Here is a 12,202-nt window from a genome sequence, read left to right as displayed (position 1 = left end):
TAGCCCCCTTCCGGTGACGCCAGGAATTACTTGGCTGCGAGTATTCGCTCGATTGCTCTGTCTACGCACGACCGCGTCCCCGGCACAGCTGCCCATGCCACGACTCCCGCGTCAGACACGGACTGCACTTAACCGCAGGTCACCGCCCGCTTGCCCGGCGCACGCATGAGCGCGCTCTGCCGTCACAACACAGACTGCGCATGACCGCAGATCACCGCCCGGTTGCCCGACCTAACCTCCGGCGATGGCACGGTCCGCGCATGACCATCAGATCGCTGCGGGCGGCGACCGTAACTCCGGTGATGGCGTGGTCCGCGCATGACCGCAGTCCCTGCCTGGTTGTTCGGTGTGTGTCTGGTCGCGCGTTCTGTGGAGGCTGGAGACACAGATGTTGCTAGTGGGCGTGGTTTGTCGTGGTTCGAATCGGTGGGTGGCTACGAGTGCTGGAGAGCGCGGAATGTGAGTGGTGGGGGATTGCAGGGTGTCGGTTGGGGTGCGGGTAGTTGTGCTCGGTGGCTGGGAGGCGGGTGTGGGCGGGGTGTGGGTTGGAGTTGGTATGGGGTGGCGGGTCTTGGGTGGTGGTCATGCTGCCTCTTTGGTTGTTTCTTGCGGCTCGATGCCTAGGTCGTAGATGAGGCCGGCGCAGAACTCGGATAGGGGGCCGCGGCGGGTGGCCCGTACGAAATCGCCTTGGTCCAGGGCAGCGGGCAGGCGGCGGTCGCGTTCGAGCATGCCTGCTAGGGGGAGGTTGAGCGCTTCGGCCATCACGTTCGTCGTCAGTCCGCCTGGGGCGGGGCCGCGGACGATGAGGCGTAGGTCGGTGGTGTCTCTGCGCAGCATGGACGTGAGGACCTCGGCGGCCATCGTGGCTCGTACCTCGGCGGGGACGAGGAGGAAGGCCGTGTCGGCGGCGCGGAGGGCCGTACGGCCGAGCTCGCCGACGTAGCGCGGAACATCGACGACTACCAGGTCGTAGCCACGGACCGCCGCGTCGATCAGGGAATGGACCGCCTCTTCGGAGACCCGTACCGGCTCCTTGCGTTGCCAGGAGAGAACGGACAGGTCACCGAGGCCGGGCAGCGCCTCGCGGAGGGTGGATGGGCTCAGCCTGCCGCGGCGATCGGCGAAGTCGGGCCAGCGGGCGCCGTCGTGATGCTCTAGGCCGAGAACCAGATCAAGGCCGCCGCCGAGCGGGTCGCCGTCGATGAGCAGCGTGCGCAAGCCCTGGCGGGCGGCGCTCAGGCCCAGTCCTGCCGACAGGACGCTGACCCCAGCGCCGCCGACCGAACCCGTCAGGCAGATTGTCGTGCCGCAGCCGTTCACCGGCTCCGCTGCGGTGGCCAGCGCGTCGATCAGCCATGCCTCGTCGCGTGGCAGTTCAGCGAGCTCCTGCGCGCCGATCTGGACGGCGAGCTTGTAGACCTCTTCGGTATCCGTGGCGGGTGCTACCAGGACGACGTCGGCCCGGCGCTGGAACGGTGTCGCCGCTAGGGACTTCGCTAAGTCGGCACCGACCAGGACCAGCGACGAGGCATGCCAGCCAGGCCGGGCTTGGTCGAGGTCGCGTGCCACTTCGATCGGGGCGGCCGCCGCCGCGGCGAGCCGCAGCAGGTCGTCGACGGTCGCCGGATCGGCCGACACGATCATTGCCGGACTGGTCATGGGGCCTCCTCGCTTCAGGGAGACCCTCACCATGCGTTCCGGCACCCACTGATCGGAAGGACTTCTCCGACCTGTGGATAACCGGTGTGCCACGTGAACGGGCAGCTACGTATAGGGCGACCCCCGCCGGGGGGGAGAGCGGGGGTCGCCCAACGGTCCGGCTCCGGGGGGGTAGAGCCGGCCCGTTTTCCCAAGAAAGCCTCGGGTGGGTTCACACTAAGCCGAACGCCAGCTTGATCTATGGGAGAAGCAAAGTCGCCTTCTCCAGTCTAGGCAGATACAACATATGCTGCCCGACCGTCGAGACTTACGTCGAGCGGCAAAGTCGCCCACGGGTGTCGTTTTTTGTTCCTGGTTGGGAGGTTCCCTACCGGGCGGAGCCGGGTGGCTCCGCAGCGGCACGTAGCCCCGTCCCCGTCGACGTTCCCGCCCGTCAGCACCCAGCCTGGAAGTCGGAGCGTACAGCAGATCTAATGATCGTTCCGTACAGGTACGAGATCAGTGACTAAAAAGAATCCGATCACGCTGTGTGATCGGATTCAGGGGACCGCGGACTGCCCGACAATGGCACGTTCCTCATCCGCACGCATCTCGGCACACCTCGCCGTTCCGCGGCCACTTCACTCCTTCGGGTCGCCGCCTTTACGAATAGGGGCTTGTCAACTGGGCGAATGAGGCGTAGACAGGGTGCTACGGACCAAGTGTCCGAGCACGGCAGCCGGGCACCCACGCGCGACCAGCCGCGGGAGGCGCGTCGAGGCGGGCTTGACCCGTCCGACGAATATGAGGTGCACGCTTGGTAACCCGGTGTGACGTGTCTGGCGGCGGCGCCCTTGTAGTTGGGGCGCCGTTCGCTATGTCCGGGTCGGTCAGCCCCTCATGAAGGCTTCGCAGATGGCCTGCGAGTCGCGTGCGGCGGCCGCCGTGGCATCGGCGCAGTGGCGAATCCACGTGGCGACGCCTTCCGGCGTCCCGGTGGCATAGGCACGGACGGCATCGGCGTACTGGTCGGCGAGTTCCGCGTGACCGACCTCTGGCGCGGTCAGCGACTTCGGATCGAGGCCGCGCGCTACCAGGGTCAGGCGTTGCGCCGCGCGCGCGATGATTCCGTCACCCCAGCCGAACGGGCGCAGGGTAAGCAGTTCTCCGTGCACGACCGCCGCCACGACGATGGCCGGTGCCTTCGTAGGACCGGTCAGCAGGCCGCTGAGCATGTCGAGGCGGTTCGCCACTTCGGCGGGAGACGGCGGCTCGCCCAGATCCAGAACGTCCTTGACTCCCTGTCCCTCACCCCGTGGGCGGCCCAGGTCGGCGTCGTCCACAGCGTCGGCAGCAGTCAGTACGTGGAGACGCGCCAATACCTGCCGAGGGGCCTGACGCCACGTCTCCGCCAGAGAACCCAGCTCGGCGGATACCCGCAACGCTCCCTGAACCACCGGATCGGTAGGACTGTCCCCGCCCCGCAGGTCGTCCAAGGTGACCGGGACGCCTTCCAGGGCCGCCGAGGCACGGGCACCTCGAAGCGCAGATTCAGTGGAGACTTCGGCACTGCGACGCCGCAGGATGCGGTGGCCCAGCAGCCGGTCTACAGCCTTACGGGCATCGGTGACTGCTGCGTCCACTCCTGGGAGCGCGGCTACTTGGGCAAAAGCGTCGGTCACGCGCCCGACTTTATGCGGTCCCAAGCATCGTCCTCACCGCCACCCCGGCTGACCCCGCGCGCCAGCCCGCGCGCCGATCCGCGCACGCACGGAGCCGATCCGCGTACGCGCGGAGTTGACCCGCGCACGCACGGAGCCGATCCGCGTACGCGCGGAGTCGGCCCGCGCACGCATAGAGGCGGGGGACGTGCCGCTGACACTCGTACGCACGGACGCAGGGGAACGTGCCGCTGGCACGTGCATGCGCGAGCTGGTGAATGCACCTGTCAACGCGCAGGTCCGGCTGTGTCGGGCATCACATAGCATCCTTGCGGAGCCACAAGCGCTGGACGTGTCACGTTCATCGGCCAGGGCAGGACTTGTGACCCAGGTCCTATCCCTGGTGAAGTGGGCTCACCGGGCGCCTTCCTCTTTCGCTAGCAAGGAGTACGCGTTGAGCCAGAGTCAAGAGACACTTTCGAATCTGCTGCAGGAGACGCGGCGCTTCGACCCGCCCGCCGAGCTCGCCGAGGCCGCCAATGTGAAGGCCGACGCGTACGACGAGGCGGCCGCGGACCGGCTCGGCTTCTGGGAACGGCAGGCCGACCGGCTGACCTGGGCCAAGCGCTGGGACACGGTGCTGGACTGGAACAATCCCCCGTTCGCCAAGTGGTTCGTCGGCGGCGAGCTGAACGTCGCGTACAACTGCGTCGACCGCCATGTGGAGGCCGGCAAGGGTGCCAAGGTCGCGTTCCACTGGGAGGGCGAGCCTGAGGGCGACACCCGTACGCTGACCTACGCCGACCTGCAGCGTGAGGTCAACAAGGCCGCGAACGCGCTGCTGGAGCTGGGCGTGCGGAAGGGCGACCGCGTCGCCATCTACATGCCGATGATTCCCGAGCTGCCGGTCGCGATGCTCGCGTGCGCGCGTATCGGCGCCACGCACTCGGTGGTGTTCGGCGGATTCTCCGCGGACGCGCTCAAGACCCGCATCGAGGACGCCCAAGCCAAAATCGTCATCACGGCAGACGGTGGCTACCGGCGCGGCAAGGCATCCGCTCTCAAGCCAACCGTGGACGAGGCGGCCGCAGCGGTCGACTGTGTCGAGCACGTGCTGGTCGTACGGCGAACGGGCGAAGAGGTAGCCGAGCACGAACGGGACGTCTGGTGGCACGACATCGTCGACCGCCAGTCCGATGAGCACACCGCCGAACCACACGACGCCGAGCACCCGCTCTACATCCTGTACACGTCCGGTACGACGGGTAAGCCCAAGGGCATCCTGCACACCACCGGCGGCTACCTGACCCAGGTCGCCTACACCCACCACGCCGTCTTCGACCTCAAGCCGGAGACCGACGTCTACTGGTGCTCGGCTGACATCGGCTGGGTTACCGGCCACTCCTACATCGTGTACGGCCCGCTCGCCAACGGCGCGACCAGCGTGATGTACGAGGGGACTCCCGACACCCCGCACCGCGGCCGCTGGTGGGAGATCATCCAGAAGTACAAGGTCTCGATCTTCTACACCGCGCCGACCGCGATCCGCACGTTCATGAAGTGGGGCGACGACATCCCCGCACGGTTCGACCTGTCGTCCCTGCGCGTCCTGGGCAGCGTCGGCGAGCCGATCAACCCCGAGGCGTACGTCTGGTACCGCGAGCACATCGGCGCGAGCAAGACCCCGGTCGTCGACACCTGGTGGCAGACCGAGACCGGCGCCGTCATGATCAGCCCGCTGCCTGGCGTGACCGCCGGCAAGCCGGGCGCGGCCATGAAGCCGCTGCCGGGCATCGTGGCGGACGTGGTGGACGACCAGGCGCAGGGCGTGCCGAACGGCGGCGGCGGGTTCCTGGTGGTCAAGGAGCCATGGCCGTCGATGCTGCGCACGATCTGGGGCGACGACGAGCGGTACGTGAAGACGTACTGGTCGCGGTTCGAGGGCCTCTACTTCGCCGGTGACGGCGCCAAGAAGGACGATGACGGCGACCTTTGGCTGCTCGGCCGAGTGGACGACGTCATGCTCGTGTCCGGGCACAACATCTCCACCACGGAGGTCGAGTCGGCCCTGGTCTCGCATCCGAAGGTGGCCGAGGCGGCCGTCGTGGGAGCCACCGACCCGGTGACCGGCCAGGCCATCGTCGCGTTCGTGATCCCGCGCGGGAGCGCCGGTGAGGAGGTCGAGGGCGAGGAGTTCATCAAGGAACTGCGCGACCACGTCTCCAAGACGCTCGGCCCGATCGCCAAGCCCCGCCAGATCATGATCGTTCCGGAGCTGCCCAAGACCCGTTCCGGCAAGATCATGCGTCGGCTCCTCCGCGACGTCGCCGAGAACCGCAGCATCGGCGACGTCACCACGCTGGCCGACAGCACGGTGATGGACCTCATCTCCGAGAAGCTCCCCAGCGCCAAGTCCGATGACTGACCACCCCAACAAGGACAGCTCTCGCCCTACCAAAAACTGAACCACGCCTCATAGAGACCGGGCCTCACACACCCCCAGAGGCCCGGTTTCGCATCCCCGAGCCCTGCTGCCCCGAGGCCCGGCACCTCTTGGAGAGGGGTTGGTCTTCGGGCTTCGAGCTTGCGTTGGTGCCCTGCGTTCAGGGGCCGGGGCGTCGCTGGTTCCTTCCGGTCTTGTCCATGGGCGCTGTCTTTGCAGGCCAAGGGCGTGCGGGCGTAACTGACGATCAACGCGGGTAGGCTCCTCGGCAGGTGTGCCGGGAAGTCTGGTCGGCAGGGGTCGTTCCATCCCAGGTTCTCGGTGGGGATGAGCGGCTTCGTTGTCACGTTCGCTGCCGCCTCCTGGGGGACCTATGCCGCGCCGCGTCGCTGCCCGATGGCCGTTCCGGCCGACCGCCCGGTACAGCCGCAACCTGGCCGAAGCGCTCCGTACCGAGACCGTGGGCGGCATCATCATGCTGGCGGCCACGGTCGTCGCCCTCGTCTGGGCCAACACGCCGTGGTCGCGTTTCTACGACGACCTGCGGACGTACGAGATCAACCCGTCCTGGCTCGGCCTCGACCACATGGACCTGCAGCACTGGGCCTCCGGCGGGTTCTTGGCGGTCTTCTTCTACATCGCGGGGCTTGAGTTGCGCGAGGAGCTCACCCACGGCGAGTTGCGCGATCCGCGGGACGCCGCGCTGCCGTTGATCGCGGCGGTCGCCGGCGTGGCGGTACCTGCGCTGATCTTCCTGGCGGTCAGCGCGGGCGCGCCCGGCGCGGCGCGCGGATGGGCCGTTCCGACGGCCACCGACATCGCGTTCGCGCTGGCCGTGCTAGCCGTGACGTTCTCGCGGTGCCCGGCGCCGTTGCGTGCGTTCCTGCTGACGCTCGCGGTCGTGGACGACCTCATCGCGATCACGATCATCGCGATCTTCTACACCGACCGGCTCGCGTTCGTGTCGCTGCTGGCCAGTGTGCTGATGATCGCGGTGTACGGGGCGCTGCAGGCGAAGGGCGTCCGCTCGCCCTGGACGTACGTGCCGATCGCCATCCTGGCCTGGTACTTCATGCAGCGGAGCGGCGTCCACTCGACCGTCGCCGGAGTGGCCCTCGGCATGCTCACCAGCAGCCGCGAGACGCCCGACGACCGTCGTACCAACGCCGAGCAGGCCGACCACGTGCTTCGGCCGTTTTCGGCCGGGTTCTGCGTGCCGGTGTTCGCGTTCGTGTCGGCCGGTGTCGCGCTGAGCGGCTCCGCGCTGGGCGCCGTCTTCGGCGATCGGGTGGCCCTCGGTGTGATCGCCGGACTGGTGATCGGTAAGTTCGTAGGGGTTTTCGGCGGGGCGTGGGCGGCCGTACGGCTCGGCCTCGCCACGCTCGGGGACGAGCTGCAGTGGCGCGAACTCGCGGGAGTGGCGCTGCTGGCCGGTGTCGGCTTCACCGTTTCCCTGCTGATCGGCGGTTTGGCCTACCCCGACCCGGCACAATTCGAGAGAGTGACGACAGCGGTCCTGATCGCGAGCCTGCTCGCGTCGGTGGCCGCCAGCTTGGTTTTCCGGCACCGGGTCCGGCAACGGGCACGTGCGGAGGCCTTCGACGAGGACGGGTGACTCCCGGCTAGCGGCGGGTGAGTCCGGCCAAGGCGGAGACTCCGCCTGTCAGGCGGGGCGACTCCGGCTTGGGACGGGGTGACTTCGGTCAGGGACGGGTGACTCCCGGCCAGGACGGGGCTACTCCGGCTTGGGACGGGATGACTCCGGCCAGGGCGGGGCTACTCCGGCTAGGGGCGGGTGACTCCGGCCAGGGCGGGGCTACTCCGGCTAGGGGCGGGTGACTCCGGCCAGGGCGGGGTGACTTCCGGCCAGGGCGGGCGACCCCGGCTGGCACGCGGGGGCTCCCGGCTGTCAGGCTGTGGCCGCCCCCGCACGTCGGGTGGCCCCGGTAGGACCGGTGGTCCCGGCGAGAACGGTGGCCCGCAACCGGAGGCCCGCAACCGGGGCCCGAAAGGAGAGAGCGACATGACCGAGGCACTGCCGGGCGAGCGCATCGAGGACAAGTCCCTCGGCGAGCTTGTCGCACTGGCGTCGAGCAACGTCTCCAATCTGGTCAGGGCGGAGATGGACCTGGCCAAGATGGAGCTCAAGGGCGACGCCAAGAAGGCGGCCCTGGGCAGTGTGATGTTCGCCATCGCCGGGCTCTGCGGCGGCATGATCGTGATCCTGCTGTCGATCGCACTGGCGTACGGCCTGGTCGCGCTCGGGATCTGGCACTGGGCCGCGTTCCTCATCGTGGCGGCGCTGTACGCGGTGCTGGCGGTGGCCCTGATCGGTATCGGCTACCTGCGGATGAAGAAGATCGACGGCGCCAAGCGCACCCGCCGCACCCTCAAGGACGATCTGACGATGCTGCGCAAGCGCGGCGATGATCGGGAGCTCGGCCGCGAAGGCTCGGAGACTCCCGCCCTCACGGACTGACGTCGAATGGCCGCGCGCGACGAATCGGTCATCGAGATCGAGGGACCCTGGACCCACCGGGCGGTCAGCGCCGGCGGTACCCGCTTCCACCTGGCGGAGCTGGGCGAGGGGCCGCTGGTCCTCTTGCTCCATGGCTTCCCGGAGTTCTGGTGGTCGTGGCACAACCAGTTGGTGTCCCTATCGGCCGCGGGCTACCGGGCGGTTGCCGTAGACCTGCGGGGTTACGGCGGCAGCGACAAACCTCCACGTGGCTACGACCTGGTCACCCTCGCCGGGGACGCCGCGGGTCTCGTGCGCGCGCTTGGCGAGGCCAACGCCATCGTCATCGGCCATGGCGTCGGTGGTCTGCTGGCGTGGACGATGGCTGTCTACCATCCCAAGGTCGTACAGCGCCTAGCCGTCGTCAGCGCCCCTCACCCCTTGCGCCTGCGGCAGGCTATTCGAACGGATGTCCGAGGGCAGGCCTGGGCAACCCGGCACACGATCGGATTCCAACTCCCCATGTGGCCTGAACGCCGTCTCGTACGCGACAACGCCGCTCTCGTAGGCCGCCTGCTGCATGAGTGGTCCAGGCCAGGATGGCCTGACGAACGCACAGAACGCCTCGTACGGCGGGCCGTGCAGATTCCCGGCGTGGCTCACTGCGCCTTGGAATACCACCGGTGGTTGGTCCGCTCGCAGCCTCGCCCAGACGGGATCCGCTACACCCGCCAGATGCGCACGCCCATCCAGGTGCCCACCCTGCAACTCCACGGTGCGCTGGACCCCTGCATGTTGCCGAGCAGCGCCCAAGGCTCCGGCAGGTACGTGGCCGCCCCCTACCGCTGGAAGCTCATCGAGGGAACGGGGCATTTTCCGCATCAGGAACGCCCCCGTTCGTTCGACACCCGGCTCCTCGGCTGGCTGAACGACCCCGAACCCGACCACTGACCGCCCAGGCCGCGCCTATGCCGCCGGGGTTGAACGGGGCGTACGGTGTCTCCATGCGGGACCGGGATGAGTCGGGAAGGGCACGGAACGCACGGCCACGGGATGCCTACGGCCGCCCACTGCCCCATGGAGCGGCCGGAGAGCCGACCATGCCCGACGATCTGGAGCTTCCTCCGCGGGAGGCCCTGGACGAGGCTCAGCGGCTTCTGGACGCCGATCGTCCCTTCCACGCCCACGAAGTCCTCGAAGCCGTCTGGAAGGCCGCTCCCGATCCCGAACGCGAACTTTGGCGTGGTCTCGCCCAGGTCGCGGTCGGCATCACGCATCTCCGCCGCGGAAACCCCCGCGGCGCCAAGGCCCTCCTGGCCCGAGCCGCCGACCGCCTGGAGCCGTACACCACCCGGCCGCCCTACGAAATCGACGTCCCCGGCATCATCCGTACCGCCCGCGCCCTGGCTGACGGTCCCGAAGCAGTCACAGCTCCGGTCCGCCTGAGCCTCACCCGCACCCACGCCTGACCCGCAAGCAACGCGACACCAACCGGAACCGGAACCCGCCGTAACCCCAGCCGGCATCAGCCAGACCAACCGGCCTCAGCCAAGACCAACCGGCATTGGCCGAGACCAGCTGGGATCAGTCTGAGCAGCGAGGCCAGCCCGGGCAGTCCCGCAGGCCGGTCAGCCGGGGAAGAAGCCCAACCCGCCGGATCAAATCCGTGTAGCCAAGCCAACCGGGCCGCCAACAGCCAAGCGACCAAGCGGCCAAGCGGCCGAACCACCAAGCAGCCGAGCAGCCCGGGCAGCCAAGCGACCGAGCGGCGAGCGGCTGCCGAGCAGGCGTGCTGAGGCTCCCTGGACCCAAACGTTGGTTCGTGTTCGGCTCGTCAGTGTGGGGGAAATGGCTGCCGTGCGCTTCTAAACGTGAGCAGCCAGGCGGCCAGGCCGCCGGGCTACCAAGCAGCCGGGGAGTCTGGCCTACCAAGACAGCGAGCGTCGGCCGAGATTAGTCGGAGCAGTTGCCGGTGGAGGCGGGGAGCGTGGCGGTGGCACCGGCGCGGGCGTCGGAGGCGACCTCTTCAGCGGTCAGGGCGTAGCCCGTGGGGGTCTCGGTATCGAGGGCCGCCGCGAAGATCACGCCGTAGACGGTGCCGTCCTTGGCGAGGAGGGGGCCGCCGGAGTTGCCCGGCTCGACCTTGCCGCGGATCGCGTAGATCTCGCGGCTGACCTGGCCCGAGTGGTAGATGTCCTGCCCGCGCGCGGTCTGCCGGGCGCGGATGCGGGCGGCACTCTGGTTGAACGGGTGGTCCTTGGGGAAGCCGGCGATGATCGCGTCGTCCTGGTTGCGGGCGGGGCCGGAGAACTTCAGCGGAGGGGCCTCCAGCCCCGGCACGTACAGCACGGCGATGTCGCGACGCGGGTCGTACAGCACGACGCGACCGGTCGACGCGTTAGGCGCCCCCACCGGCTTGACCTGCGAATCGCCGCGTGCTCCCGCCACCACGTGCGCGTTGGTCATGACGCGTTCGGGCGCGAACACGAAGCCGGTGCCCTCGATGCGGCGCTGGCACTGCGGCGCGACGCTGACGATCTTGACGATGCTGTTCCGGGCGTTGCGCAGCGCCGGGGTGCTGAGGAGCCCGTCGTCCGGCGGCGGCACCTCGGTGATCGACTCGCCGCCGAGGCCGTTGAACACCTGCGGGAAGCCGCTGTCCTCCTTGACGAACTTCTTGAACGACGAGAACCACGTCTGCGCCTGCTGGGGCATCATCGTGTCCACGCCGTTGATGATCGACGAGTCCGCCACCTGCGTCCGGACGGGCGAGAACGGCGACTGGGACACCAGGCTGCCGAAGAACCAGGCGACAAGCACCAGCGACAGGGAGCTGACCACCGCGCCGCCCGCCGCGTCGACGGTACGGGCGTTGATGCCGGTCACGCGGTTGCGCAGCACGGCCCCGGCGGACGAGGCGATGAGCTGCCCGAGGGTGGCCGCCAGGAAGGCGATGACGATGGCCAGCAGCGCCTGCTGCGCCGTCCCCTTCACCACCGCCTCGGCGATCGGCGGCGCCACCAGGACGCCCGCCACGCCACCGCCGACGAAACCGGCGAAGCTCAGCAGGCTCACGATGAAGCCCTGCCTGTAGCCGGAAACCGCGAACAGCACGATGAGCACAAGCAGGATCAGGTCGAGAAGGTGGTCGCCCAGCACCGCTTCACCGTATAGCGCGACGGCCGATGTTCACGTCCCCTCTACGGACCAGATTCGGCGACCCGCCGTACGCGTAGGGAACGACTCGAATCCGCCGACGTGCCCTGGATCAGCCGCGAGCCGCGAGGGTCTGGACCTCGGGCGGCAGATCCTCGACGTGGCCGGGGTCCCAGGGCCGGTCCCAGCCGCCTGCCTCCAGCACCTGGGTGAGCAGGCCTGCCGTGAACCCCCAGACGAGCATCCCGCGAACCTTGAACGCCGGCCCCAGCGTCATCCCCGACGGGTGCCGCACGGTCAGGCGGTTGGCCGGATCCACCAGTTCGGCGATCGGCACGCGCGCGACAGTGGCGACCTCACCGGGGTGACCGGGCGAGACCTCCGACGGTTGCCGCCACCAGGCCGCCACCGGCGTGACCCGGTAGTCGCTGAACGACAGGTAGAGCTCAGGCAGAACGGCGAGCACGTCACAGCCGGAGGCCTGGACGCCGGCCTCTTCCCAGGCCTCACGCAGCGCCGCGTCCACCGGGCCGGTGTCCTCGGGGTCGATCCGGCCGCCGGGGAAGGCGGGTTGACCGGCGTGCTTGTTGAGTGTGGCGGCCCGTTCGGTCAGCAGGATGTCCGGCCCCTCGGGTCCCTCGCCGAAGAGGATCAGCACGGCGGCGCGACGGGCGGCCGTGCTGGGACGCATGAACGGCGGAACCGTCATCCGCGGCGCCGCCGCGACGAACTGATCGAGCCATTCTGGATGCGAAGCCGCCTTTTCCGTCACGCCACTCCCAACGTGATCACGCCGTCGATCCTTCCCGTTTCCCGACCGTTCCATCTGCGTCCAGGCTCCGT

Annotated in this window: 9 protein-coding genes; 5 read left to right on the top strand and 4 right to left on the bottom strand. The window is 68.8% G+C overall.

Translation table 11 applies throughout. The annotated features are described in order from the left end of the window. Window positions 1-582 precede the first annotated feature (582 nt). Both ssd and ABD333_RS31755 read right to left on the bottom strand, forming a co-directional pair. On the bottom strand, window positions 583-1,662 hold the full coding sequence (gene ssd / locus ABD333_RS31760; protein WP_344546216.1) for a septum site-determining protein Ssd: 1,080 nt from the start codon (window positions 1,660-1,662) through the stop codon (window positions 583-585). Window positions 1,663-2,531: 869 nt separating this feature from the next. Next, window positions 2,532-3,323, bottom strand: a complete 792-nt coding sequence (locus ABD333_RS31755) for a Fic family protein (RefSeq protein ID WP_344546215.1) — start codon at window positions 3,321-3,323, stop codon at window positions 2,532-2,534. Window positions 3,324-3,756: 433 nt separating this feature from the next. Between ABD333_RS31755 and acs the strand changes: the two genes are divergently transcribed. The 5 genes from acs (at window position 3,757) to ABD333_RS31730 (ending at window position 9,672) form a co-directional block, all read left to right on the top strand. Then, the gene (gene acs / locus ABD333_RS31750; protein ID WP_344546214.1) at window positions 3,757-5,727 is read left to right on the top strand and encodes an acetate--CoA ligase; all 1,971 of its coding nucleotides are present in this window, start codon (window positions 3,757-3,759) and stop codon (window positions 5,725-5,727) included. Between the two features lie 391 nt (window positions 5,728-6,118). Then, a complete protein-coding gene (gene nhaA, locus ABD333_RS31745; RefSeq protein WP_344546213.1) occupies window positions 6,119-7,360 on the top strand; it encodes a Na+/H+ antiporter NhaA in 1,242 nt (413 codons plus the stop codon). A 408-nt stretch (window positions 7,361-7,768) separates the two neighbouring features. Beyond that, a complete protein-coding gene (locus tag ABD333_RS31740) occupies window positions 7,769-8,224 on the top strand; it encodes a phage holin family protein (protein WP_344546212.1) in 456 nt (151 codons plus the stop codon). 6 nt (window positions 8,225-8,230) lie between these two features. After that, window positions 8,231-9,154, top strand: coding sequence for an alpha/beta fold hydrolase (locus ABD333_RS31735; RefSeq protein WP_344546211.1), 924 nt, complete (start codon window positions 8,231-8,233; stop codon window positions 9,152-9,154). A 149-nt stretch (window positions 9,155-9,303) separates the two neighbouring features. After that, window positions 9,304-9,672, top strand: a complete 369-nt coding sequence (locus ABD333_RS31730) for a DUF309 domain-containing protein (RefSeq protein WP_344546210.1) — start codon at window positions 9,304-9,306, stop codon at window positions 9,670-9,672. Between the two features lie 484 nt (window positions 9,673-10,156). Here the strand turns inward: ABD333_RS31730 and ABD333_RS31725 are convergent, their stop codons facing one another. Both ABD333_RS31725 and ABD333_RS31720 read right to left on the bottom strand, forming a co-directional pair. Further along, the gene (locus ABD333_RS31725; RefSeq protein ID WP_344546209.1) at window positions 10,157-11,362 is read right to left on the bottom strand and encodes a MarP family serine protease; all 1,206 of its coding nucleotides are present in this window, start codon (window positions 11,360-11,362) and stop codon (window positions 10,157-10,159) included. A gap of 109 nt (window positions 11,363-11,471) precedes the next feature. Beyond that, complete coding sequence (locus ABD333_RS31720) at window positions 11,472-12,068, bottom strand: NUDIX hydrolase (protein ID WP_410558556.1); 597 nt, start codon at window positions 12,066-12,068, stop codon at window positions 11,472-11,474. Window positions 12,069-12,202: the final 134 nt, after the last annotated feature.

It is taken from the genome of Actinomadura fulvescens (assembly GCF_039533225.1).
GTDB classification, from domain to species: domain Bacteria; phylum Actinomycetota; class Actinomycetes; order Streptosporangiales; family Streptosporangiaceae; genus Spirillospora; species Spirillospora fulvescens.
This window is presented reverse-complemented; position numbering and strand designations above follow the sequence as displayed.

Coding starts and splice junctions, on each gene's coding strand:
- ssd (WP_344546216.1), bottom strand. CDS start 1,662: ATGACCAGTCCGGCAATGATCGTGTCGGCCGATCCGGCGACCGTCGAC.
- nhaA (WP_344546213.1), top strand. CDS start 6,119: ATGCCGCGCCGCGTCGCTGCCCGATGGCCGTTCCGGCCGACCGCCCGG.
- ABD333_RS31740 (WP_344546212.1), top strand. CDS start 7,769: ATGACCGAGGCACTGCCGGGCGAGCGCATCGAGGACAAGTCCCTCGGC.
- ABD333_RS31735 (WP_344546211.1), top strand. CDS start 8,231: ATGGCCGCGCGCGACGAATCGGTCATCGAGATCGAGGGACCCTGGACC.
- ABD333_RS31730 (WP_344546210.1), top strand. CDS start 9,304: ATGCCCGACGATCTGGAGCTTCCTCCGCGGGAGGCCCTGGACGAGGCT.
- ABD333_RS31720 (WP_410558556.1), bottom strand. CDS start 12,068: ATGACGGTTCCGCCGTTCATGCGTCCCAGCACGGCCGCCCGTCGCGCC.